This is a genomic window from Pseudoalteromonas phenolica (assembly GCF_005876835.1).
Taxonomy (GTDB): domain Bacteria; phylum Pseudomonadota; class Gammaproteobacteria; order Enterobacterales; family Alteromonadaceae; genus Pseudoalteromonas; species Pseudoalteromonas phenolica_B.
In genome coordinates this window covers 57,445-80,869 of record NZ_PPSW01000035.1, presented here as the reverse complement: position 1 = coordinate 80,869, position 23,425 = coordinate 57,445, and the positions used below count along the sequence as shown (strand labels likewise).

22 protein-coding genes are annotated in these 23,425 nt (G+C 42.6%); 8 read left to right on the top strand and 14 right to left on the bottom strand.

Going from position 1 to position 23,425, the window contains the following annotated elements; genetic code table 11:
- Positions 1–318: 318 nt before the first annotated feature.
- Entirely contained in the window at positions 319–783 is a 465-nt protein-coding gene (locus C1E24_RS19130; protein WP_171040936.1) for a DUF1842 domain-containing protein, read from the top strand.
- Between the two features lie 20 nt (positions 784–803).
- On the opposite strand, the gene C1E24_RS19125 is transcribed toward C1E24_RS19130, so the two are convergent.
- Entirely contained in the window at positions 804–1,988 is a 1,185-nt protein-coding gene (locus tag C1E24_RS19125; RefSeq protein ID WP_138484241.1) for a vWA domain-containing protein, read from the bottom strand.
- 4 nt (positions 1,989–1,992) lie between these two features.
- Positions 1,993–2,832 (bottom strand): AAA family ATPase, encoded by an 840-nt coding sequence (locus C1E24_RS19120; protein WP_138484239.1) that lies wholly within the window; start codon positions 2,830–2,832, stop codon positions 1,993–1,995.
- A 160-nt stretch (positions 2,833–2,992) separates the two neighbouring features.
- Between C1E24_RS19120 and nth the strand changes: the two genes are divergently transcribed.
- A complete protein-coding gene (nth, locus tag C1E24_RS19115) occupies positions 2,993–3,664 on the top strand; it encodes an endonuclease III (protein ID WP_138484237.1) in 672 nt (223 codons plus the stop codon).
- A 198-nt stretch (positions 3,665–3,862) separates the two neighbouring features.
- Positions 3,863–5,152: an MDR family MFS transporter gene (locus C1E24_RS19110; protein ID WP_138484235.1), complete on the top strand. Its 1,290-nt coding sequence runs from the start codon at positions 3,863–3,865 to the stop codon at positions 5,150–5,152.
- A 47-nt stretch (positions 5,153–5,199) separates the two neighbouring features.
- Here C1E24_RS19110 and C1E24_RS19105 read toward each other — a convergent pair whose 3' ends face one another.
- Positions 5,200–6,057 (bottom strand): bile acid:sodium symporter family protein, encoded by an 858-nt coding sequence (locus tag C1E24_RS19105; RefSeq protein ID WP_138484233.1) that lies wholly within the window; start codon positions 6,055–6,057, stop codon positions 5,200–5,202.
- Between the two features lie 92 nt (positions 6,058–6,149).
- On the opposite strand from C1E24_RS19105, the gene C1E24_RS19100 reads away from it, so the two are divergent.
- Positions 6,150–6,398: a DUF3297 family protein gene (locus tag C1E24_RS19100; protein WP_058028947.1), complete on the top strand. Its 249-nt coding sequence runs from the start codon at positions 6,150–6,152 to the stop codon at positions 6,396–6,398.
- A gap of 107 nt (positions 6,399–6,505) precedes the next feature.
- On the opposite strand, the gene C1E24_RS19095 is transcribed toward C1E24_RS19100, so the two are convergent.
- The 4 genes from C1E24_RS19095 to C1E24_RS19080 form a co-directional block, all read right to left on the bottom strand.
- Positions 6,506–7,828, bottom strand: coding sequence for a serine hydrolase domain-containing protein (locus C1E24_RS19095; protein WP_138484232.1), 1,323 nt, complete (start codon positions 7,826–7,828; stop codon positions 6,506–6,508).
- A 133-nt stretch (positions 7,829–7,961) separates the two neighbouring features.
- Positions 7,962–8,153, bottom strand: coding sequence for a hypothetical protein (locus C1E24_RS19090; RefSeq protein WP_138484230.1), 192 nt, complete (start codon positions 8,151–8,153; stop codon positions 7,962–7,964).
- A gap of 56 nt (positions 8,154–8,209) precedes the next feature.
- Positions 8,210–9,424, bottom strand: a complete 1,215-nt coding sequence (locus C1E24_RS19085) for an acyltransferase family protein (protein ID WP_138484228.1) — start codon at positions 9,422–9,424, stop codon at positions 8,210–8,212.
- 29 nt (positions 9,425–9,453) lie between these two features.
- Positions 9,454–10,038: a CIA30 family protein gene (locus C1E24_RS19080; RefSeq protein ID WP_138484227.1), complete on the bottom strand. Its 585-nt coding sequence runs from the start codon at positions 10,036–10,038 to the stop codon at positions 9,454–9,456.
- Between the two features lie 189 nt (positions 10,039–10,227).
- Here C1E24_RS19080 and C1E24_RS19075 point away from each other — a divergent pair, with 189 nt between their 5' ends.
- Entirely contained in the window at positions 10,228–11,844 is a 1,617-nt protein-coding gene (locus C1E24_RS19075) for an RNA polymerase sigma factor (RefSeq protein WP_138484225.1), read from the top strand.
- A gap of 45 nt (positions 11,845–11,889) precedes the next feature.
- On the opposite strand, the gene chrA is transcribed toward C1E24_RS19075, so the two are convergent.
- Positions 11,890–13,044: a chromate efflux transporter gene (gene chrA, locus C1E24_RS19070; protein WP_138484224.1), complete on the bottom strand. Its 1,155-nt coding sequence runs from the start codon at positions 13,042–13,044 to the stop codon at positions 11,890–11,892.
- Between the two features lie 128 nt (positions 13,045–13,172).
- Between chrA and C1E24_RS19065 the strand changes: the two genes are divergently transcribed.
- The gene (locus C1E24_RS19065; RefSeq protein ID WP_138484222.1) at positions 13,173–14,102 is read left to right on the top strand and encodes a LysR family transcriptional regulator; all 930 of its coding nucleotides are present in this window, start codon (positions 13,173–13,175) and stop codon (positions 14,100–14,102) included.
- Positions 14,103–14,142: 40 nt separating this feature from the next.
- On the opposite strand, the gene C1E24_RS19060 is transcribed toward C1E24_RS19065, so the two are convergent.
- Positions 14,143–14,862 carry a tellurite resistance TerB family protein gene (locus C1E24_RS19060; protein WP_138484220.1) on the bottom strand — a complete coding sequence of 240 codons (720 nt, stop codon included), beginning with the start codon at positions 14,860–14,862 and terminating at the stop codon, positions 14,143–14,145.
- Positions 14,863–14,981: 119 nt separating this feature from the next.
- Entirely contained in the window at positions 14,982–15,857 is an 876-nt protein-coding gene (locus tag C1E24_RS19055; RefSeq protein WP_138484218.1) for a LysR family transcriptional regulator, read from the bottom strand.
- A 92-nt stretch (positions 15,858–15,949) separates the two neighbouring features.
- On the opposite strand from C1E24_RS19055, the gene C1E24_RS19050 reads away from it, so the two are divergent.
- Positions 15,950–16,450 carry a lactoylglutathione lyase family protein gene (locus C1E24_RS19050; RefSeq protein ID WP_138484217.1) on the top strand — a complete coding sequence of 167 codons (501 nt, stop codon included), beginning with the start codon at positions 15,950–15,952 and terminating at the stop codon, positions 16,448–16,450.
- Positions 16,451–16,531: 81 nt separating this feature from the next.
- Here the strand turns inward: C1E24_RS19050 and C1E24_RS19045 are convergent, their stop codons facing one another.
- Both C1E24_RS19045 and dbpA read right to left on the bottom strand, forming a co-directional pair.
- Positions 16,532–16,933 carry a disulfide bond formation protein B gene (locus tag C1E24_RS19045; protein ID WP_138484215.1) on the bottom strand — a complete coding sequence of 134 codons (402 nt, stop codon included), beginning with the start codon at positions 16,931–16,933 and terminating at the stop codon, positions 16,532–16,534.
- Between the two features lie 178 nt (positions 16,934–17,111).
- On the bottom strand, positions 17,112–18,500 hold the full coding sequence (gene dbpA / locus C1E24_RS19040) for an ATP-dependent RNA helicase DbpA (protein WP_138484213.1): 1,389 nt from the start codon (positions 18,498–18,500) through the stop codon (positions 17,112–17,114).
- 128 nt (positions 18,501–18,628) lie between these two features.
- Here dbpA and C1E24_RS19035 point away from each other — a divergent pair, with 128 nt between their 5' ends.
- A complete protein-coding gene (locus tag C1E24_RS19035; protein ID WP_138484211.1) occupies positions 18,629–19,837 on the top strand; it encodes an iron-containing alcohol dehydrogenase in 1,209 nt (402 codons plus the stop codon).
- 57 nt (positions 19,838–19,894) lie between these two features.
- On the opposite strand, the gene C1E24_RS19030 is transcribed toward C1E24_RS19035, so the two are convergent.
- Together C1E24_RS19030 and C1E24_RS19025 are read right to left on the bottom strand one after the other, a co-directional pair.
- Positions 19,895–20,302 carry an ExbD/TolR family protein gene (locus C1E24_RS19030; RefSeq protein WP_138484209.1) on the bottom strand — a complete coding sequence of 136 codons (408 nt, stop codon included), beginning with the start codon at positions 20,300–20,302 and terminating at the stop codon, positions 19,895–19,897.
- Positions 20,303–20,496: 194 nt separating this feature from the next.
- Positions 20,497–23,382, bottom strand: coding sequence for an insulinase family protein (locus tag C1E24_RS19025; RefSeq protein WP_138484207.1), 2,886 nt, complete (start codon positions 23,380–23,382; stop codon positions 20,497–20,499).
- Between the last annotated feature and the right edge of the window lie 43 nt (positions 23,383–23,425).

The following is a 23,425-nucleotide window of genomic DNA, read 5'->3' as shown; positions in this document are numbered from 1 at the left end:
CACAATGGGTGAAATTTGTTGGTTGTTTTAATTTTACTTTAAGGTGTTGAAATTTATAGTTAAGTTTTGGGGTAACCTTTATATTGGTAAAGGTTGCGAAAGGTTGTTTGGTTAAAAAGCGGTTTTAACGCTGATTTCACAAGCAATTACTTGAAAAGCTGATAAAGCGTAAGTCAAGTTTAATTGGGAAACTCAGCCTGTAATCTAATGTAATGGCGCTCTGATAATTCACTGCTAGATTTAATTTTGCCTAACTAAGGTGTAATGAGAATTGTATTTATTCTTAAATCTAATTTTAGCTATATAAGGAATGTAATAATGAGTACTTCAGAATTTAATAACGCAGGTGTATTTGTTGCTAATTATCGTATCAGTCACCAATTAGCAGGTGGTGTTTCGCTTGATGTTTCATTGCTTTTCTCGACTCAAGACAAGAAAGTGGTAGGCCGTGGAGCTGTGACTCAAGCAACTAACCCACCTCTTGATGTTAAAACTGAGTTAGTGGGTGAGTATCACTATCAGTGCACAAATAATAGCTGTTTTGTGATGGTGAATTTACAAGGTGTTGATGCCATTCGTGCACGAATTTTACCACCAATTTCAGTGGAAAATGTTGATGCACATATTCTATTAAATGACGATTTTAAAACGGGTGTTGCTAACTTCAAATACTTAGACCCAAGAACTAATGAGTGGGTAGAGGAAAATCAAGTACCAGTGACTTTAGCCGACTACACTGAAATCTCTGATGTAACGAAATTAGCGGAAGAAGTAAGCGCTTAGTTGTAGCAAAAAGCACTAGGCTATCCTAGTGCTTTAATTGCCTGTCCAATACCATCTAAAGTCAGCGGATACATATGTTTATCCATCAACTCATAAATGATGTCGATTGAATGATAGTAGCGCCAATAATCTGCTGGCTGTGGGTTTAGCCAAACTACATTATCAAAATGGTTGGAGATGCGTTTTAACCACGCGCTGCCGGGCTCTTCATTCCAATGCTCAACGCTGCCGCCGGGGTAGTTAATTTCATAAGGGCCCATAGTGGCATCACCGACAAAAATCACTTTGTAATCAGAGCCGAAGCGGTTGATCACTGTCATGGTGTCGAGCACATTTTGAAAGCGGCGTTCATTGTCTTGCCAAACGTGTTCATAAAGACAGTTATGAAAGTAGAAAAACTCTAAGTGCTTAAATTCACTGTGTGCGGCACTGAATAACTCTTCACAGGTGTGAATGTAATCATCCATCGAGCCGCCGATATCAAAAAACATCAGCACTTTTACGGCATTATGGCGCTGCGGCTGCATTCTTACGTCGAGCATACCGCCTTGTTTTGCAGTGGCTTCGATGGTGTGGTTTAAATCGAGTTCGTCACTCTCGCCACTGCGGGCAAATTTGCGCAACTTTTTGAGCGCCAGCTTCATGGTGCGCGAGCTGATATCGGCATCTTGGTCGAGGTTTTTAAACTGACGTTTGTCCCAAACTTTCACAGCACGACGATTGCGGTTGCCATCTTGACCTATGCGAATACCTTCTGGATTATAGCCGTAAGCACCAAATGGTGAAGTGCCGCCCGTGCCAACCCATTTGTTGCCGCCAGCATGACGCTTTTGTTGCTCTTTTAAACGCTCGGCAAGTGTTTCCATGAGTTTGTCTAAACCACCGAGTGATTTAAGCTGCGCTTTTTCTTCTTCACTGAGCTGTTTTTCAAACTCTTTTCTTAGCCAATCGCTGGGCAGATTATGCTGTTGTAACTGACTAAAAATATCGATGCTTTCAACGCCTTCAAAATACTCGGCAAAGGCGCGGTCGAATTTATCGAATTGGGTTTCGTCTTTCACTAAGCACAATTTGGCAAGCTCATAAAAGCCGTCGATGTCGGCAAATACCACTTGTTGTTTTAAAGCGTTAATTAAATCGAGTAGTTCGCGCAAGCTGGCCTTTACACGATACTTTTTTAGGGTGAAGAAAAAATCTATAAGCATGGGGTTAACCGCGCTTGGCTAAAAATGCTAACTTTTCTAACAGGCTGACATCTTGCTCGTTTTTAAGCAGTGCGCCAAATAATGGCATTAACCCGCCTTTGTGCGTTTTATCGTGCAGAGTTTTGGCATCAATGTCTTCGGCTAGTAATAATTTAAGCCAATCGATTAATTCACTGGTCGATGGCTTTTTACGTAAGCCATTTACTTCGCGCAAGTTGAAGAACACGCTGAGTGCCGTTTGCACTAACTCTTGTTTAATATTTGGGTGGTGTACATCAATGATGCTAGCCATTTCTTCTGGTGTTGGGAAGTTGATATAGTGGAAGAAACAGCGGCGAAGGAAGGCATCTGGCAATTCTTTTTCGTTATTTGACGTGATGATCACAATTGGGCGTTGTTTGGCTTTAACAACTTCTTGTGTTTCATACACATAGAATTCCATTTTATCAAGCTCTAAGAGCAGGTCATTGGGGAATTCAATGTCTGCTTTGTCAATTTCATCGATAAGTAAAATAGGGCGCTTTTCGGCGGTAAACGCCTGCCAAAGTTTGCCTTTCACAATGTAGTTGCTGATGTTGTGAACGCGATCATCGCCAAGTTGGCTATCACGTAAACGTGACACAGCATCGTATTCATAAAGACCTTGCTGTGCCTTGGTGGTTGATTTGATGTGCCACTGAATAAGCTCAGTATCAAGTGCTTTAGCCAATTCTTCGGCAAGCATGGTTTTACCTGTACCCGGCTCACCTTTGATTAATAACGGTTTTTCTAGTGTGATTGCCGCATTCACTGCAAGCTTAAGAGAGTCAGATGCGATGTAGTTTTCAGTACCGGTAAATTGCACGACGTTGCCTATTTTTTCTAAGAGATCTGACCTGTAAGTCTGCCATAAGTATTTAATAGATAAAAGAGAAGCAATTGTAAGCAACCTAAGCTGCGCTCTTGCTTGATGAACCTGCCAGAGCTTTTATAATGCCCTCACGTTGTGCCAACAAAAAGAGCAAATGGTGGAAGTAAAAAATTTATTAAAACAAGAACGTGTTGATTATATTTTGGCTGAGCTGCAAAAGCGCTACCCAAACCCGCCAATTCCTTTAGATCATAAAAACCCTTATACCTTGCTGGTAGCGGTATTGTTGTCGGCACAATGTACTGATGAGCGCGTAAACCAAGTGACGCCTGCATTATGGGAATTAGCTGATAACCCGTTCGATATGGCGCTACAAAATGTCGAAGACATTCAAGCTATCATTCGTCCTTGTGGTTTGTCTCCGCAAAAGTCGAAAGCGATTAAACGCTTGTCTGAGATATTAGTTGAGCAACATGGCGGTGTGGTACCAGAAGATATGGCTATTTTAGAAACTCTGCCGGGCGTGGGCCATAAAACCGCTGGGGTCGTGATGGCGCAGGCTTTTGATGTACCATCGTTTCCGGTAGACACTCATATTCATCGTTTAGCTCAGCGTTGGGGTCTGACTAATGGTCGCAGTGTTGAGCAAACCGAAAAAGACTTAAAGCGTTTATTTCCTAAAGAGACTTGGAATGACTTGCATTTACAGATCATCTACTATGCCCGCGAGCATTGCCAAGCAAGAAGTTGCCATGGTTTAGTGTGCCCAATTTGCACCACTTGTTATCCGAATCGTAAGCACCCGAAGAAAATCAAAAAGCCTTGATTTAAAGCTTGTTCGATGAGATTAACCCGCGAACGTCATTTTTTGAGCTTTAGATTAATTTGTAACAAGACAATTCAAAGCCAATTTTCATCGTGACAGCTGAATAAATAAGCGTCATGATGAAAATTCAGGGCACCCCAACACCCACTTCTATTTTTAATTCAGCGTCAAGCTAACTTTATTTGTGAACAATCAGTTATGAGCAGTGAACTCTCGTTCTCACGGGTGAAGGATTTCCCTTTGCTGATGTGGATATTACTTTTTGGCTCCTTTATTACTCGGGGGAGCTTCTTTATGGTTTGGCCGTTTTTGGCGGTTATTCTGTACGATAAATTTGCTTTAAGCGCAACGGAGGTTGGGCTGATCCTTTCGACGGCTGCCGTAGTGGCGGTATTTGTCAGTTTTATTGGTAGTACGCTTTCTGACAAGCTGGGTCGACAAACGGTGATGTATGCCACGGGTGTGCTTTATATCGTGTCTTTTTCTCTATTGGCTGAGGCCGATACCGTCACTATGTTTGCCATCGTGATCACCTTGTGCTCGATTGCCACAGCGCTTTGGCGACCGCTGGCATCTGCGCTGATTGGTGACATTATTGACGACAGCAAAACTCGCGAATTGGCAATGCAGAGTATGTATTTCATCGTTAATGTGGGTTGTGCGGTTGGGCCAATTGCGGGTGTTTGGTTGGGCTTAACTGGGCAGCAGTCTAGTTTTTACATCACGACTGTGGCCTTTGCATTTTTACTAGGGCTGCTTGTGTGGGGCTTTTCTCATCATAAAAGGTCACAGCACAATACAGAGAGCCAAATTACGAGCTCGGCAGAATTAGAGAATAATGAGCCAGTAAAAGAAAGTATTGGCATGAAGCAAACTTTGACTATTTTAGCCAAAGATCGCTTACTTCAGTGTTTGATATTAGCCAATGTCATCTGTTTGTTTATCTACGGACAAATGGACAGCTCATTAATACAATATCTGACTCGCGAGAATGTACCTAAATTACTTGAGCTAGTTTCATCACTGATATTTACCAATGCCATGGTGATCATCACCTGCCAGTTTTTGTTATTGCGCATTATGGCTAAAGTTGAATTGGTGCATCGGATTCAAATTGGCTTGGTTCTATTGATGTGCTCGCAGGCCTTTATGGCATTCAATGCACCGAGTTTCTTCTGGGGCTGGATAGGTGCAGTGGTGGTCTTGAGCTTAGCAGAGGCGATTTTATTCCCGACCATGAACGTACATATCGACCGTATTGCGCCTGATAATTTGAGAGGGGCTTATTTTGGCGCGTCGGCGTTTTACGATTTTGGCTTTGCGTTTGCGCCTCTTGGCGGCGGTATTATCTTAGATTTGTTTGGTGGATTTTGGCTATTTGTAGCGTGTTCAGCTATGTGTGTTTTGGTGATGGGCTTGTACTATGTACTAGAAAAATTACCTCGACCAGACTTTACAGAGCCTAGGAAAAGCGAAGCACATTCTTAGTGTTTATACGCACAATGTGCAATAGCTCATTGTGTGTTTTCAATAAATTAGCCTGCTTTTTTTGTGACAAAATAAGTAAACAAACCTGCGGAAATAAACATAAATAAGCTATAAATACTCGGTGCAATCGACATCGTCGTGCTTTCTAAAATGGTACTGGTGATCAGTAGTGTGAGGGTGCCGTTTTGTAGCCCCACTTCAAGGGTAATGGTGCGAGACTGGGCATCGTTATGAAGCAATTTTTGGCCAATCAAATAACCTAACGACATAGTCACGATATTGAGTAAAACAGCCGCAGGCCCTGCTAGTCTAATAAACTCAATGAGTTGGTCGCCTAATTTAATGCAAATGCTTAAAATCACCAGAGTTAGTACGGCCACAGAAAACCAACTTACGTAATTTTGCGCACGATTGGCAAAAGCAGACCACTTAGCGCGTACCCCCATACCTATTAAAACTGGGAATACAGTCACTGCCAAAAGTTTGAACCAAGTGCTTACAATGGGTAATTGAAAATTTTGAGCTTGCTCACCATAAAATGTGATTGCCCAAGTGGCCAAAAACGGGATAGTAAATGGGGTGATAAAACCAATGACCGCGGTGAGTGAAACGGATAAACCAACATCGCCTTTTGCCAAATAGCTGTATAGGTTTGATGTTGTGCCACCAGGGCATAGAGATAAAATAAACAAGCCAATCGCTAACTCGCCCGATAAGCCGGTTATAGCGATAGTGGCAATCGCGACCAATGGTAGCAATAACATTTGACAGCCTGCGCCAATTAAAAAACTCTTAGGCTGTTTGAAAACCCGAGTAAAGTCATCTCGGGTCAAACTCATACCGACACCAATCATAATTAAGATCAGCGCAACAGGTAAACCTATGCTAGTTAGCATTGTGGGCATTTTATTTCCTTATTCAGTTTAGTTTTTATTGAGCCATTGCAGACTATTACCTACAATACGCCCAGTTTTTACACTGCATTTAAGAAAAGATTATGACTGATAAGACAGATTTACCAGCAATTCCAGATCACCTTTCAATTAATCCTCGTAGCAAGTTCTACAATGAAGAGATTTTACAGCACGATATCGGTGTGCGTTTTAAAGGTAAAGAGCGTAACGATGTTGAAGAGTATTGCATCAGCGAAGGCTGGATCAAAACAGCGGCACCTAAGGCGTTAGACCGTTTCGGTCAGCCAATGCTGATCAAATCAAAAGGTGAAGTAGAAGTATTCTTCCGCTAATCACTGTGAGGAGTAAGCGCCTGCTTACTCCTTTAAATTATAAAGTTATTTTATAACTGCCTTTGCCAAAAAACTTTCAAACTCCCTCTACACTTTAAACTTAAATTTTATTTAGACTGCTTCATTAAAAAGTCAGCCACTGCTTGATAGGCAGGTAATGAAGTTGGATCAATTACGCCATTTGCAGCAACAGGGTGTGACGCTAATCGCACTATTATCATCTCGGCTGCTGGGTCTATATAAATTGTTTGCCCATGCACGCCACGCGCAGCGAATGCGCCATTCTTATTGTGAAAATGCCACCACATACTGCGATAACTGCCGCTGGGCATTGAGCTAAAGCCAGCTTTTGAAAAAGCGTTTTTATCACCGCCCGTTTGAATGCTCGCTATCGCTTTTGCAGGTATAACTTGTACGCCGTTAATCTCACCGTTGTTTGCAACGGCAAGCCCAAGGCGAGCTAAATCTCTTAAAGTCGCACTCAATCCACCACCGGCGAAAGGCGTGCCTAAGCCATCAACTGTAATGTCGGCACTGTGCTCTGTGCCAATTTTTGACCACACGAGCTCACTGGCTAATACGTCAAATTTTTTGTTCGTCACTTTAGAGACAATCCAACCTAGCACGTCTGAGTTGACAGTTTTATAGCCAAAAGCTGTACCATGCTGACCTTGCTTTTGAACGGTTTGTAAATACTCAAAATAACCGACAGGGCCTGTGTATTCTTTGGGTTTAGGTAGTGGATTTGCCGCATAACTGTATTGCCAAATATCAGCGTTAGGATCAGCATAATGCTCGCTATATTTGAGGGCAGTAGTCATATCCATGACTTGTCTTACTGTGGCATCACCAAAAGCGGAATTTGTCAGCTCTGGAATAATGTTTTTGACGAGAGCTTTATCGTTTAATTTGCCTTGAGCGATAAGAATTTCAGCAACTAGACCCGTTAAAGACTTAGTCATAGACATAGCTGCGTGATTGGTATGCTCATCTAAACAGCCTCTATAGCGCTCATAAAGCACTTTACCTTTATGCAAAATGAGCATGCCATCGGTGTAATTCGCTGCCAGGCTTTGCTGCCAAGTCATTAGCTTACTACTGTTGCTAGGCTTAAATGTCAGTTCATCAATGCCCGGTAATAAGGCGTATTTTAGCGGTGTGTAGGCGTAAGGGTTACGCGCTATGCTGGCGGTTGGTAGCAGTTCACGCATATGACAAACTGACCAACGTAGCTTCGGAAAACTGAAAAAGTTAGAATCAGGCAAAGTAACGCGTTTATCAACCGGTGGTGGAAAGCCAACCATCAATTGCAATGTGTTGGGATCAGATTGTGCGTCTGTTAAATTGTTCTTCTTTACTGAGTTAGATGCAAGTGATGCTGTTGAGGCAAGCGTGACTGAAAAAGCCAACAGCGCAGTACTAAGGCGCATAAAAATACTCCCTTAAGTTAATTACCTCTACCTTTGAGCTTTACAAAGAAAATGTCAACCAAAACACAGATTGAAGGTCAGTAAGGCTCATCCATCGCCTCACTGACTGGTGGGGGAACCATATACATCAAGCTTAGTAATATTGATGTGAGTCACAGTGACATTGTGGGTCGGCATTTAACTCTGAAATACTCAGTGTTTGATGTGTTGAGGCTTGCTCATCCCATACCGTTGCTTGTTGTTTCTGAGCATCAATGGCAACCACTTCTACAGGGTGATTATTGTACTCAACCCATTCACCGCGTTTTAATTCATTTGCTTGCATAACCACCTCTCATCTTTTCGCTATAAATTAGGTTACGATTTAAACAATGTGATGGATTACTTGTTGGGTGAAATTTGTTCGATTCCTATATTGGATAGCCGCTTTTTGTTCAGGGGCGCGCTTTTTAGCTGATGATAAAACCCTCTGAATAGTTTTATCAAAGCAAAGCCAATGATAATGCTACACAGGCTAATAACTGTTATTTTAAGTAATATTGGCCAGTCGAGCTCTGCCACAGCCACTTGTAGCCAAACAACCAGAGGCAAATGCACTAAGTAAAGCCCATAAGAGGTGTCAGCAAGTTTTTGTGTGAATGCATTTGGTTTGTTTGCAAACCTTTTGAATAAACCAATAAACAGCATGCAAGAGGACCACATCATGACAGCATAACTGATTACAAAGGCGGCTTTAATTTGAAGATAGTACTCGTGCATATATTGCATTTGATAACGAGAGAGCATAACTGCAGCGATACAGCTGCACAACCAAACACCTACTTTAAAAGCGCTCAGCTTCATAAAATCTGCAAGTGTTTTCTGGTGATTGAATAATACCCAGCCAAATAAAAAGAAACCGCTATATAAACATAGCACTGGCCATTGTGGTGTTAGGCTTTTATCTGGGGTATCGACCCCCCAGTGCTGCATATACCAAAGGCAACAAGCAGACAGTGGAATAACAAGTAAGTACAAGCCTTTTCTGGTAAGCATATGCACAAGAATAAAGTGCATTATGCTAGCTAATTTAGGCGTAAATTGAGAAAGCTTGGTATGGAGTAAGTAGAGTAATAATGTCAGAAAAGTAGCCAGAGTGAGGTAGTACAAGAACCACAAATGTGTGCCGACAAATAAACTCATCGATAAGCCTTTAAAATCGCTAAAGCTTGTCACTAAAGCCGCGATTATATTCGCGTCACCTTGCATACTTTCAGCACCCATTATCCAGCCTGACACCAGCAGTGGTCTAAGCAATATCCAGCCTAGTAAAAACGGCAGCACAATTCGTGTAAATCGTGATGATAAAAACCCTTCTATGCCGACTTTTTGTAGTGTCATACAAGAGAAAAAGCCGGCAATTAAAAAGAAAACCTCTAGACGAAACGCGTGACTAATAAACACAAACACCGACATCCAGTCACTGGTTGAAATATCCATCACCGCCCAGCCGATGAAGATAGGTAAAAACGATAGACTGGCATGATAGACAATGCCCAGTAATAAAGCGTACGCACGCACTGCGTCTAAATAGTGTAATCGGGTTGTGGTCGTCATTGTTATGTCTCTCAAAGTGAAGCGCGGTATCAATAAAAACCAATTTCATCAATTTGATAATCGAATTTGGCTTGTTGCAGGCTAAACGCCACAATGCTTATGCTGTTGAGGGTTTTAGGGTCTAGTGGTGTTTGTGCCGACCAGGCGCGTTTCATGTCTTTGAAAGGTAATTTGACGGTATGAAATTGTCCATCAGCTTTGATCATCACTGGAAGTGCATGATAATCGTAGTTATCAATCGCACTGCTATTGGCTGACACCGACAACATGCCTTGGTTGATTTTAACTTTTAGCACAATGCCCTGATATTGGCTGGCATCGAGCTGTTTGCCAAATTCGTTCAGTGGCAGCACCGAACTTGCCCAACCCGGCTGACCTCGAGGCGGCACGATATCGCCCTTGGCCGAAAGTAGACCATTACTAATGTTAATCTGAGTTTTGGTTTTACCGCCGGCACTGGTGTCGTCAATAAAGAGTCTTTCAAAGCCCATATTGTTTTGTGAGGCCGAATTAAAATTATCGACCAGTGTTTGAGACTCTCCAGCCCAAGTTAAATGCGAAAAGCTAATTAGCAGGGTAAGTTTTACGACTTCTATAAAGTGTTTTAATGTCATGTTAGTGTGCTCTATGTTGATTATCGACTGCAAAAAGCCTGCGGCGTTTTTGCTTGGTTTAATCAATAAGTGCCGAGCGGTTTGAAAAGGTGACAAAATAAATCACAAAAATATTTTTTAATTTTTGTTGTCACCTTTTGTGCAGAGCAGGCACTTATAAAACAAAGAAGATAAAAACAGGCTTGAGGCATGTTCAATACAGCAAAACAACATAAAACACTTGATGATGCGGCTTTGGTGATGCGCGCGCTTGGCGGCAATAAAAGTGCTTTTTGCGAAATAGTATCGCGCTACCAAACACTACTTTGTTCATTGGCCTATTCTGCCGTGGGCGATATCAAATACAGTGAAGACTTAGCGCAAGATGCATTTGTTGAGGCGTGGAGAAAGCTCGATACTTTGCACGACCCAAATAAACTCAAGGCTTGGTTGTGTGGCATTCTTAAATTTAAGATAAGTCACCATTATCGTAAGCAGGCTTCAAATGCAGAAAAATACAGTGAGCAGCTAGAAAGCGCAGAGCATATTGGCGCTGAAAACGCTGAACTTGAAGCCAACGCAATTTCAGCGCAGCAACAAGCCTTGATGTGGCAAGTACTTGAGCAACTTGACGATACCTACCGTGCACCGCTGATTTTATTTTACCGAGAGCAGCAATCCGTTGAGCGTGTCGCCAGTGAACTGGATTTATCGGTCGATACCGTAAAGCAGCGCTTGTCGCGAGGTCGGAAGATGATGAAAGAGGTGGTTACTGATCTTGTTGAAGTATCGCTTAAACATTCAAAACCGGGTCTGGCCTTTACCTCTGCGGTGATGTCTGCGGTAAGCGACATTGCACCACCAGCTAAAGCAGCTGCAGGTTTAGGTGCTTTTAAAGCAGGCTCAGGGTTTAACTTTGCCAGCATCATGGCTGTGTTAGGCTCTGCATCTGGGGTTGTGAGTGCGTATTTTGGTTTGAGAGCCAGTCTGGAACAATCACGCACTGAGCGAGAAAAAAGTTTAGTGAAAAAAAGCGTATTTTTATTTATGTTCGTTGCCGTGCTGTTTGTTGGAGTTTTGTTATTACTCAAACCACTTGCTTATGCACAGCAAAACTATGTCGATGAAATTACCTTGGTTGCGCATTTGAGCGTGTTTTTGTTTGTTGCGGCTTATATCTGGTTAGTAAAACACGCATTTAATGCTATGAAGCAATTAAGGGCGCAAGAGCGGCTTTTTAACCCTGAAGCCTTTAGTGCAGAGCAAGATAAACCCAATGCCAAGCAAAGGGAGTATATTAGTCCCATTCGTTTATTCGGTGTGCCACTGATCCATATGCAATTTGCCATGCCTGAGCAAACCGACAACCCCGCCGTTGGTTGGATTGCGGGTGGTAGTAAAGCGTATGGATTGCTGTTTGCATGGGGTGGGATTGCTGTCGCGCCTATTAGTGTGGGTATTATTGCTTTCGGTATTGTAAGTGTGGGGGCAGTAGGCATTGGATTACTGGCCGCAGGCACAGTGGCCATAGGTGGTTTGGCATTTGGTGCCTCAGCCATTGGCTATCAGGCATTTTCTTCTTTGTCTTCATTGGCATGGCAAGGCGCTGTGAGTGGTGGTTTTGCAACTGCTGTAAACGGTGCCATTGGCGCAATTGCGTATGCTGAGCAAGCAAATAACGAACTCGCCGCGCAATTGACGAATTTATCTTTTATTCACCAGTATTATGCTTGGGTGCTTGGACTCATTGCGGTATTTGTGATTGTGCCAGCGGCGTGGCATTCGAATAAAGTCAGAGCCAGAATGAGAAAAAACGCGCTGAAGTGATCAGCGCGTTTTTTAAGTTAAAACTCGTTATTTCTCAGCTTTTTCTCAAACAAGGGCAGTTGCAAAGCCCGCCAACATAAAGAAAACAACCATCCAGATAATGGGCAGTTTAAGCTGTTTCATTAAGTAAAAACCCACTAATACTAAGGCAATATCAAGTGGCTGTAGTACTGCACTAATAAATACAGGTTGATATAGCGCCGCAGCAAGTAGACCTACGACGGCAGCGTTAACGCCTGTTAAAGCGCCCGCAACCTTTGGTTTTTGCGCCAGCTGTTGCCAGTTCTTTAATACCGCTAATAATAGTAAAAAGCCTGGAAGGAACACCGCCGCTGTGGCAATGAGCGCGCCTGCAATTGGGTTGCCTGGTAGTAGTTCATAGCCAATGTAAGTGGCGAAGGTGAACATAGGTCCAGGCACCGCTTGTGCGGCCGCGTAGCCAGTTAAAAATGCATCTTGGCTGAGCTGATCTCCGACGATATTTTGCAGTAGCGGTAGTACCACATGGCCTCCGCCAAATACCAAGCTGCCTGCCTGATAAAAATCATTAAATAAGCCTAACTCTGGCGCAAGGTGTGCTGCAAATGGTAACCCTAGCAATAATCCGATAAATAAAATCAGCGGGACTAGATTCGGCTTGAAAGGGCTTGAATTTGAGACATTTGAGTGGCTTTTTTCTGATTGTAAAAACAGTGTGCCCACGATAGCTGCAAAAACTAATACGGTGATTTGCATCATAATGCTTGGCATGACCAATAGCGCGATTGCCGTGAGCAAGCACAAGCTTACCGATAGCGTGTTTTTACAGAAGTTTTTATACATACCCCAAGCGGCATCGGCAACCACCACCACGGCCAGCAGCTTTAAGCCATGCACCACATTTTGAAAAGCACTGGTATCCATGACTTGGCTTGAAAGTAAGGCTAAACCTATCATGATCAGAATGGATGGTAGAGTAAAACCTAAAAATGCCGCACACGCCCCTAACAGGCCGCCGCGTTTATAACCCAGTGCAAATCCGACTTGGCTAGAGCCCGGGCCGGGTAAAAACTGACTGAGCGCAACGATTTGTGCATATTCATTATCATCAAGCCACTTCATCTTCTCGACAAAGGTTTTTCTAAAGTAGCCGATGTGAGCGGCTGGCCCGCCAAAGCTTATCCAGCCAAGCCAGAAAAAAGTTTTAAAAATAGAAAGCATACGCAAGACGCAAAATATGAGGTTGTTATAAATATGCCCATAGTGTAAAAATTCACTTAGCATGATTCAAATTAATAATATTTATGCTAACTATGAATAATTCAGGATTTGCAGGGCTGGAGAAATGAATGGGTAAAGAAGAATTGCAGTGGCGACATATTGATCTAAATCTGCTGGTGGCATTTTCGTATCTGTATCGCCATCGTAGCGTCAGTATTGCTGCAGAGCATGCCTGTGTGAGCCAATCGGCAATGAGTCATAGCCTTGCTCGATTAAGGCAGCTTTTAGGTGATGTATTATTCGAAAGAAAAGGGCATCAAATGTGCCCAACTGAGCGCGCACATCAGATAGCCCCTAAAATCAGCGTGTTGCTCGACACAGTTTCAGGGCAGATTTTGCAAAGTGAGCCTTTTTCTCCCAGCCATTATCAAGGTGTGTGTCGAATAGGGTTAACCGATTACGCCGAACTGATATTTGCGCCAGCGATCTATGATGCTATTCGAGCGCAAGCTCCCAATACTCAGATCAGCTTGATAAATGTGAATCGCAGTAACTATGAGCAAATCTGTGAGCAAGAAAAGCTCGACATCATTATCGGAAGTATGCCGCTTTTGGCTGATGGTTTTAGCAGTCAGCATTTATACACTGAACAGCATGTGTGCTTGGTTGATTTCTTGGCTTTAGATTCATCTATTTTCTCAGCCGATGGTCAATTAAGTTTGCAGTCATTTGCAAAGGTTGAGCATGCTTTAGTGAGTCCAGATGGCAAACTAGCAACACAAATTGATAAAACTTTGGCAGAGCATGGTTTATCACGGCAAGTCACTGTGGCAAGTCGCAATTTTTTAACCGTTCAAACACTGCTAAAAGGACGCGCCTTGATAGCGATTGTGCCGAAAAAAATGGCTGTTTTGGCCACCGAGCAAGCTGGGTTGTCGATGTTAGAGCCGCCGATAGCAGTCGCTGATTTTGATATTGCGATGATCTGGCCTGAGGTGAAAAGTCAGGATGACAAGAGTCGTTGGTTACGCAGTGTGTTAGAAAAAGTTCTAGCCTAGTGCGAGAGGTTAAAAGCGAGCGAACTCGCTTTTATTCAAACTAGTATACAGTTAACTGATGATGGATAGATTGCACCAGCTCTCTTGGTAGACAAAGTTGATTGGCGAGCGCTTCAAGGTATTGCCTTGAGATAGGCTGGTTTAAATCAATGGCACTGACACTCGCGGCATAAACCTCAATACCTGTTTGTGCATCAGGCACTGATTGCACTAACTCAGAGAGCGTCATAGGTTTTCTTAACTCATCAAATAACATGGCTTTTTCGTTAACGGTCAGCTCCATGGTTTCAACTTGTGCAAAGATTTTCTGACGCTCAGTTTCATCAATGTGACCATCAGCATAAGCCGCGGCTATCATGGCGCGCATAATAATTAATTGGCCTGAGCCCGACTCATCCTCAACCACTTGTTCAAAGCTTTGCTCCGGCATATAAGCTGGCGTGAAGTCAAAAGTACGACCTTGCGGAGCATGCTCTTGGCGTGCTTGGTTGTGACTGCGTTTATTCATGGCATTATCGTAAGCGCGGCTATCTGCTTGCTGTTGCGCAGCTTTATTTTGCTCTGAATATTCTTTATAAGCTTTCCAAGCAAGACCGCCTACAGCAGCAAGTGCACCATATTTAACGGCTTTTTTTCCGGTTTTTTTACTTTTCTTACTGCTGACTAAGCTAGTTAAACCGCCGCCAGCGACGCCTCCTAAAAAGCCACTTAGTGCACCTGATTTGTTGAGGCTACCAACGAGTTTTTGCAAGTCTTTCATACTTTGTCTCCTTCACTGTTACCAAAACTACCTCTAAGGTTGATGTAGTTTGAGTATGTCTGTACCCAGATTAAGAGAAGCAACCTAAAATTAAAAGCCAATATTTGTTACAAAGCACGTCAATTTTTCAGTAACGTTTTAATTTTGTTGTACACGAATAATAACCGTTTGGCGGTGTGCTTTTTGTTTTGAGTAACGAGGTAAACGGGTTCCATGCTTGGCTTAGTGAGTTCATGAATATGAATTTTTTCTGTTTCTGCAAAGCTCGCCACTGCACTTTGAGGCAGAACAGTAAAGCCAAGTCCCATGCTTACAGGGGTTAAGATCAAGCCAATTTGGTTTGAAAAGCCACGCTCTTTTATGTTCTTAATATGCGTGAATTCAGCAAAGTTCGCTTTTAGCAGTTGGTTGGCATGATGATGCCCGTCAGGGTGGTTAATAAACCCAAGTTGTTTTAAAGAGTCGAGAGAGAGATTATCAATCGGAGATGGTAGCACAAGCTGCAATGGCTCGTGAGCTACTTCTTCGAAGTTCAGCAGGCTTGAGTTTGCGTGTTCTGTGACTAAACCAATATCGATGTCACCTTGCTGCAATGCCTTAATAATACTGCTGTTTGGCGCAAACTGGTAGTGAATAATGAGCTCAGGAAACTGTGTTTGCAGCGCTAATAGTTGTGGGTAGAGGCGTAAACCTATGCTGCCTGGTGACATAACCTTAAGCACGCCAACATGCTCTGAGTCTGTGGTTACTTTTTCTTTGAAGGCTTGTAGGGAGGCAACGACTTTTCTTGCTTCTTGATAGGTTTGCTCACCGGTTGGCGTAAGCACAAAGCCTTTTTCTGTTTTTTGAATTAGAGCTTCATCCAAAAGGTCTTCGAGTTTTCTTAGGTGTTGGCTGACTGCCGACTGAGTAATAAAATGCTGTTCAGCGGTTTTAGTGAAATGCTTGGTTTCGACGAGAGTGCAAAAGGTACGCAAGAAGACTGGGTTTATCATTAGTAGAGCTACTTAAAAATATAAGGATTTATAATTTCAAATAATGATAGCCGATTGCGTAGACTATTTCCTGTACTTTACAGGAGAACATTATGAGCTCAGTTTACCCAAGAACCTTTTCACATATTGGTATTTCAGTTCCAGATCTGGAGCAAGCCGTTAAGTTTTACACTGAGGTGTTAGGTTGGTATTTGATTATGGAACCAACCGAAATCACAGAAGATGACAGTGCCATTGGCGAAATGTGTACTGACGTATTTGGAGCAGGGTGGGAGCGTTTTCGCATCGCGCATTTGTCTACAGGTGACCGCATCGGTGTGGAGCTTTTTGAGTTTAAAAACCAACAAAACCCTGAAGACAATTTTGAATATTGGAAGACTGGGATTTTCCACTTCTGTGTGCAAGATCCTAACGTTGAAGAACTGGCTGAAAAAATCGTGGCTGCGGGTGGTAAAAAGCGTATGGAAAAACCGCGTTTCTATTATCCGGGTGAAAAGCCTTATCGCATGATTTATATGGAAGACCCGTTTGGCAATATATTAGAAATTTATAGCCATAGCTATGAACTGATCTATAGTGCCGGCGCTTATTAAATTATTAAGTTAACAAGCTAAACTTTAAAAGGCTTCTCAGAGTATGAGAAGCCTAATATCGAGACGGTGCAATGCAAACAGTTAGCTGCTTGGCTTTTGAGTATGCAAAATAAGTGCAGTTAAACCAATGATGAAAAATAACGCGCCACCTGAAAGTAAGAAAGGGTCGATAAAAATATTTTCATTGAAAGAGAATTTACCTGCTGAAATTTTCTTCCAGCCCATAAAATGCTGATTTGCAGCGACTACTGCACCAAAGAACCCCAATACTAACGCTAAATATTTCGTCAGAAAATGATGCACAAATGGCAAAATCATAATAATACCAAGCAAACCGATAACAGTGCGTTGTGTTCGGCAATATGGGCAAATATATACGGCGCCCATTAATTCTACCGTCCAAGCAATGATGCTGACCGCAATGGCAAATAATCCCAGCCAATGACGCTTGGCAATAATGTTTTCTAATGTAAGTTGATTCATAACACTCTGTTTATAATCTAATTCAAAAAAAGAGTGATAATATATCATATTTCTTTTGGGTCTAATTAATTCTTTTTAGTTATATATGTTTTGCTCAATGAAGAGTAAAGATTGGAGGTTGAACAGTACAGCTACGATTTTTGTGCATATCGTAGCTGTTTCATCTTTTTAGATTAACTTAGCGATTGATCTTACGCACTCTGAAGTTACGACCTTTCATTTTACCTTCACCAATCACGTTTAAGGCCTTGCCTGCAACTTTTCGTTCAACAGCAACAAAAGAGGCCATGGCCGTCACTTTAATTTTACCGATTTGACTGCCCTTAAGCGCATTATTCGCCGTTAAGGCACCTAAAATATCACCTGGGCGTAGCTTGGCTTTTTTGCCACCATCAATTTGTAGTGTCACCATAGGTGCACGGGTAATCGGATTGTTAAACACGGCATCACTTGGCAGGTCGCTTGGTTCAATGGTGATATCTAAGTAATCTTCTAAAGCATTTACTTTGTGAGACTCTTTATAGCTCATCAGTGAACATGCAATGCCCGTGTTGCCAGCGCGACCGGTACGGCCAACTCGGTGCACATGTACTTCAGGGTCGTGGGCAATATGGTAGTTGATCACCATCTCAACATGGTCAACGTCAATACCGCGAGCAGCAACATCGGTGGCCACTAAAATGGTTAAGCTCTTATTAGCAAAGCGAACAAGCGTTCGGTCACGGTCTTTTTGTTCTAGGTCGCCATGAAGGGCGGCACTATCAAACCCAAGTTGTTGTAATTCATCACATACCGCTTGGCACTCAGCTTTGGTGTTAGCGAATATCACCGCTGACTTTGGTTGAAATTCAAGTAATAGCTTTTGTACGGCATCTAAGCGCACATCGTTGTTGTCTACTTCATAGAAATATTGGGTGATGTTGCTATGATCGTGGCTTGCTTCGACCGTCACTTTTTCTGGTGCAGTCATTACATGCTTAGCCAGTTGCTCAATTTTAGGCGGGAATGTTGCACTAAAAAGTAAGTTCTGACGTTGTGTTGGGCAATGCTCAATAATGCATTCGATAGCGTCTTCAAAACCCATTTCTAGCATGCGGTCGGCTTCATCTAGCACAAAGGTATTTACTTCGCTTAAGTCTAAACGGCCTTTACGTAAATGCTCTTCAATACGTCCTGGCGTGCCAACAACAATATGCGCGCCATGCTCAAGCGAACCAATTTGTGGGCCCATTGGTGCACCGCCGCACAAAGTAAGTACTTTGATATTGTGAATAGCGCGAGCAAGCTTGCGAATTTCAACCGCAACTTGGTCAGCTAATTCGCGCGTTGGGCATACGATCAGCGACTGCACACGAAAACGTTTTACATTGAGGTTATGCAATAAACCTAAAGAAAACGCGGCTGTTTTACCTGAGCCTGTTTTGCCCTGACCAATCACATCTTTGCCTGCTAAAATTAACGGCAGTGTTTGCGCTTGAATGTCAGTCATATGCTGATAACCCAATGATTCTAGGTTGTCTAACAAATCGCGAGAAAGGGATGTTTGAGAAAATAGCTGTTGCGTCAAGGTCAGGCTCTTTGAGTTACAAAAATTGATTGGCGAGAGTATAGCATGGCTTGAGACTCAGGCTTAGCTAGTTTATTGTTGAGTAATTAACCTATTTTATTCCATATTTTTTACAAGGGAGTTTTGTTATGCGTGCTGCAATTAATAAATGGGGGATTAAGTTTTTAGCGGGAGCTTTTCCTGCTAACAAACCCACCTTGATAACGGGCAGTGGCGCGATGCTTAAACTGGCTAAGCTAATGGTGAGCAGTGGTGTACAGCGACCTTTGATCATTGCCGATGGCTTTATGACGCAAAGCGGTAAACTGTCTGCATTAACGCAGCTTTTAAAAGATGCCAATTGTCGGTTTACCGTCTTTGATGAAGTTGTGCCGAATCCGACCATGCTCGAAGTCGAAAACAGCGTGACTCTGGCTCAGAGTATTCAGGCTGATGGCATATTTGTTGTAGGCGGGGGCTCTGCGATTGATATTGCCAAAGTGGTTGCGGCGACGCTTACCAATGGCAACAAGCCTAAAAAACTCATTGGCATGATGCGCGTTAGGAACAAGCCTCTGCCTTTGTTTGCGGTGCCAACTACTTCTGGTACTGGTTCTGAAGTAACCGTTGCCGCGGTGATCTCCGACCCAGTATCACATCAAAAAGCGTTTTTCTTAGACCCTGATTTTGTGCCACTTGCGGCAGGACTCGATACTGATTTACTCGCTTCATTACCGCCTGCGATAACCGCTTATACCGGCATGGACGCACTGACTCATGCCATTGAAGCATATATTGCGCGGGTGCATTTTAATGATGCACAGAGTGATGCCTTAACTGCAATTCGTTTATTACTTGAATATTTGCCTCGTGCTTATAAAAACGGTACGGATTTAGAAGCACGCGAAATGGTCGCGCTGGCCTCGTTTATGGCGGGCTATGCGTTTAGTAAACAAGGCTTGGGTTATGTGCATGCCATCTCTCATCAGCTCAGTGCGCATTACAATACGCCCCATGGATTAGCCAACGCCGTTGTGTTACCGAGGGTATTAAGATTCAATAAACCACATTGTTTAAATCAACTGGCCGAAATAGAAAGTGCAATTTTAGGGGAGGGCTCAGACTTGCCCGAACAGCAGTTGGCATATAATTTTATTAAACGAATCGATCAATTATCTGATGAACTTCAAATAGACAAGTCTCTTGATAGCCTTTTAGAAAAAGACTTTTTCAAGATTGCGAAACAGGCACTACGAGAGGCGAACGACTCTTACTCTGTGCCCAAAGCGATGAAACTTAATCAAGTAATTCGAATTTTAGATGCGGTAAAAGCGGGTGAGAGAGAAGTGGCTTTTTAGAAAAGCATTGAGCTAGGAGGCAGTATAGCCCCCTATGTTTTAATTATGAGCTTTTTACTAGTTTGATAACACTTCACCCAGTGCAACTGGCGCTGAAGTTTGCTCTTTAATCGCATTTAAAACTGCGACCAGTGTATTGTGTTGGCTATTTTCATGGGCTCTAACACTGATAGCGGTAATGTCTGCATTGGCAGCGAGTTTGGCGATATTTACATTAATTGCATCAATTTCAACTTGGCGGTTATTTAAATACACCTTGTTGTTGGCATCTATGGTGAACTGTGGAGTCACTTTAGGTGTGACAGACAATGTCGGTGAGTTGTTTCGTTCGATGTCTAATACAGCTTCTTTGTTAAAGCTGGCGGTTACAATAAAAAAGATGAGCAGAATAAATACTATGTCTAGCATTGGGTTCATATCTACGCTGAGGTTTTCTTGCATGTGTGCTTTGGCTGTTTTTATCATTTTAGTTTCTCCATGTTGTTTCAATATTCAGCCTAGACCACGCTTGTAACCTCACCTTTAACCTATTGTTAATATTTACAATTTTTCACAAAAAGCGAGATTTCTTCTACCAAGAAATAAAAAAGGGTTAACCATTAGGTTAACCCTTGAGGGCATATGAGTAGGAGCAAGCCCTGACGGGCTTACAATTACTTTTAAAGTTGGTAGCTGACTTTGCCAGAAAGCTCAGCGATGTCAGTGATCTTCGTTTGACCTTTAATCTCAGCAAACGGCTTGTCTTGGTAGTTCGCACCACGCAGTTGTACGTTGATACGAGACGCTTTTGGATTCGCTAACGTTTCATTGTAGAACTGCTTGATATCAGCCAGTTTCACGTTCTGAACTTCGGTGATCATTTGTTGTCTAGAATCGTAATTCCAGTTCTCTTTATACCAATCAGAGAAGATAGGAGAGACTTCTTCATACATATTCTTAGGTGCTTGAGTCAGGCCTACTAGTACACCTTGCTTAATTGCTGAAAATTGCTCAGGTGTCAGTGCGTCTAGCTTGGCTTTGTACTCTACCTTGAAGTCATCAAAACGCTTTTGCGCTTGTACTAGGTCCATGACAGGTGATTGGATATATAGACCAATACTTGCATAGTCATCCACTGGATAGTAGAACGCGCCTACGGCGTAAGCCAATTGTTCTTCAGTTCTTAATTGGTTAAATGCCTCATGGCTGAAGTGTTTTGCCAATACGTTCGCAATGGCTTTTTGTTTGAAGCCAGCTTTACGATGAACATGAATATCTAATAAGCCATTGTCGGCAGCTGCTGTATCTTTTTGATAGCTCAAAACCTGTTGCGGTAATGGTGCAATAGTTTTGGTTTTTGCAAAGCTTGTTTGCGTGTGGTTGCTACCAAGCGTTTTGCTGATAACTTCAGCAACGTTTTCTAAATCACCTTGGTTGTAGTTACCAAATGCAAATACACGCGGTTGGTTTGCCTTTACCAGCTTTTCTAAGCGTGCTTTGAAAGTCGCTACATCTAATTTTTGTGCCGCAGCGATTAACGCGTCATCTTCAAAGTTATTGGCTTCAGTTAAATTCTGAAGGGCAGGGAATAACTGACGAACAGTAAATTGCTTTTGTGCGTTATTGATGCCACGAATAAGACGGTCTTTGGCTTGGGCAAAGTTCGTCTCTGTCACCTCAGGAATTAGATCCGATAGCATTTCAGAAAGCAGCAAGTTTTGCTTATCAGTGAAACCGTTCAATAACAGGCTCATACCGTTACTCGTTGTTGCACGCGTGCTGATACCCGCAACACTTGCTTCAGCTTGTAATAAGCTTTGTTGTAGGTTGTATAGATCTGACCAAAGTGCAAGAGACACTTGGGTTTCGATATCTGTATTTGCTTCGCCGGCATTTAGGTCAATTTTTAAGATGCCTTTTGGTTGCTCTGCAAATAATTGACTTGGGTAGTGCCACACTTTCACGCCGTCTTTTTCAACTTTAAGTTCAGCAGTCGATTGCTTCATACCCGCAGTTTTTAGGTCGAAGTTCTCAGGTAATAGACGATTCACTTTTGGTAGTGCTAATGCCACCTGAGTTGGTTTTTTCCAAGTTGCAATTTCGCTCTCAGCAATGTCTTCGATGCGGTATTCACCCGCATAGAAATGTTGTTTCTGATCGACTTTCTCATTTTTGCTGGTATACCAAATACGCAGTGTGTCAGGGGTTAACTGTGATAAAACGTCATCAACCGCTTTGGCATTGAATTGACCAAAATAGTATGGCGCGTTGATGCTATAATTCAGCGGGTAATCTTGCATGCTGTTAACTAACTGAGCTGCATAACTGAATTCGTCGACTTTTTGTAAGAATCTGAACTCGTTATCAAGCGAAGTTTTGATTTCTTTGTAGTACTTTTCATCAACGCCTTTTTCTTTAACTAGGTCGATGTACTGCATGATGATGGCAACGATTTCGTCACGGTTCTGCATACCTAAATCAGTCAGGTTTAGGGTAATAGACATTTCACCGTAGTTACCATAATGGTTTGGTGTACCGCCGGCATTCAATGAACTGATCCAGCCCAATGCTTTTAGTTGCTGCGCTGGTGTGCCAGGCATTTCAGAGCCAAGTAAGTAAGACACAAATGCATTTGGTTTAAACTTAAACTGGTCTTGGTTATTTTTAATGGTGAAATCAAGTTTTAGCTGCTTTAAGTCTTGGTTAGGCTTGTAGTAAATTTTCTTACCACCTAACTCTGCAAAGTTAATTTCTTGCTTAACCTGCGGCTTCTCGATGCCTTTGTCTTTAATCGGTGAAAAGTGTTTCTTCGCTAACTTTTCCATTTCATCTAGCGAGGCATTGCTGATCAGCGCCACTTTCATGATGTTGGCAGAGTAGTACTTGTTGTAAAACTCAACGGTTTCTTTGTGAAGGTTGCTGTTTTCTTTATCGCCTAAAGTTTCTAGGTTACCAATTAAGAAGCGGTTAGCTGGGTGCTCACCCATCATATCGCGTGATAGTTTGAACTGACCGAAAAAGTCCATCTCGCGGCGCATTGACCATTCAGCGTTAACGGCGTTGATTTCTTTTTCTGTGTATTCAGGGTATAGCTTTGGTGACTTAAAGAAATCAGAGAAGCGATCAAGCGCTTCGTCATAAGCGTCATTGTTCACTTTGAACATATAGTTTGTGTAAGTTAACCAAGTCGATGCGTTAGAAACACCGCCATTTTCGGTTAAGAATTCTTTGTACTGGTTTGTTTCAGGGTACTTATCTGTGCCTAAGAAAAGTAAGTGCTCAAGATAGTGCGCCATACCTTGTTGCGTCATTGGGTCTTGTAAAAGACCGACACCGACGTTTAATGCCGCTGCAGATTTCTCAGTTGTTGGGTCTGACACCAAAATCACTTCAATGTTATTTTCTAACTTTAAAGTTCTGTAGCCGCGTTGGTCATTCGGGCTAACAGCAAGCTTATCAAGTGGCGCAAGCGCGTTTGTTGCATTCGCTTGTGTGTTGTTATTTGATGTTTGTGAACAAGCAGCCAGTGCTAGTGCTAGTGCACTAATCGTAAATGCTTTTTTCATAGGTGTCGTCCTTTGAAATTTATCAGTTTTGAATATTTAGTTT

Excerpts from the sequence above, each read along its gene's own strand:
- C1E24_RS19130 (WP_171040936.1), top strand. The coding sequence starts at position 319 with ATGAGTACTTCAGAATTTAATAACGCAGGTGTATTTGTTGCTAATTAT.
- C1E24_RS19125 (WP_138484241.1), bottom strand. The coding sequence starts at position 1,988 with ATGCTTATAGATTTTTTCTTCACCCTAAAAAAGTATCGTGTAAAGGCC.
- nth (WP_138484237.1), top strand. The coding sequence starts at position 2,993 with ATGGTGGAAGTAAAAAATTTATTAAAACAAGAACGTGTTGATTATATT.
- C1E24_RS19110 (WP_138484235.1), top strand. The coding sequence starts at position 3,863 with ATGAGCAGTGAACTCTCGTTCTCACGGGTGAAGGATTTCCCTTTGCTG.
- C1E24_RS19105 (WP_138484233.1), bottom strand. The coding sequence starts at position 6,057 with ATGCCCACAATGCTAACTAGCATAGGTTTACCTGTTGCGCTGATCTTA.
- C1E24_RS19100 (WP_058028947.1), top strand. The coding sequence starts at position 6,150 with ATGACTGATAAGACAGATTTACCAGCAATTCCAGATCACCTTTCAATT.
- C1E24_RS19095 (WP_138484232.1), bottom strand. The coding sequence starts at position 7,828 with ATGCGCCTTAGTACTGCGCTGTTGGCTTTTTCAGTCACGCTTGCCTCA.
- C1E24_RS19090 (WP_138484230.1), bottom strand. The coding sequence starts at position 8,153 with ATGCAAGCAAATGAATTAAAACGCGGTGAATGGGTTGAGTACAATAAT.
- C1E24_RS19085 (WP_138484228.1), bottom strand. The coding sequence starts at position 9,424 with ATGACGACCACAACCCGATTACACTATTTAGACGCAGTGCGTGCGTAC.
- C1E24_RS19080 (WP_138484227.1), bottom strand. The coding sequence starts at position 10,038 with ATGACATTAAAACACTTTATAGAAGTCGTAAAACTTACCCTGCTAATT.
- C1E24_RS19075 (WP_138484225.1), top strand. The coding sequence starts at position 10,228 with ATGTTCAATACAGCAAAACAACATAAAACACTTGATGATGCGGCTTTG.
- chrA (WP_138484224.1), bottom strand. The coding sequence starts at position 13,044 with ATGCTTTCTATTTTTAAAACTTTTTTCTGGCTTGGCTGGATAAGCTTT.
- C1E24_RS19065 (WP_138484222.1), top strand. The coding sequence starts at position 13,173 with ATGGGTAAAGAAGAATTGCAGTGGCGACATATTGATCTAAATCTGCTG.
- C1E24_RS19060 (WP_138484220.1), bottom strand. The coding sequence starts at position 14,862 with ATGAAAGACTTGCAAAAACTCGTTGGTAGCCTCAACAAATCAGGTGCA.
- C1E24_RS19055 (WP_138484218.1), bottom strand. The coding sequence starts at position 15,857 with ATGATAAACCCAGTCTTCTTGCGTACCTTTTGCACTCTCGTCGAAACC.
- C1E24_RS19050 (WP_138484217.1), top strand. The coding sequence starts at position 15,950 with ATGAGCTCAGTTTACCCAAGAACCTTTTCACATATTGGTATTTCAGTT.
- C1E24_RS19045 (WP_138484215.1), bottom strand. The coding sequence starts at position 16,933 with ATGAATCAACTTACATTAGAAAACATTATTGCCAAGCGTCATTGGCTG.
- C1E24_RS19035 (WP_138484211.1), top strand. The coding sequence starts at position 18,629 with ATGCGTGCTGCAATTAATAAATGGGGGATTAAGTTTTTAGCGGGAGCT.
- C1E24_RS19030 (WP_138484209.1), bottom strand. The coding sequence starts at position 20,302 with ATGATAAAAACAGCCAAAGCACACATGCAAGAAAACCTCAGCGTAGAT.
- C1E24_RS19025 (WP_138484207.1), bottom strand. The coding sequence starts at position 23,382 with ATGAAAAAAGCATTTACGATTAGTGCACTAGCACTAGCACTGGCTGCT.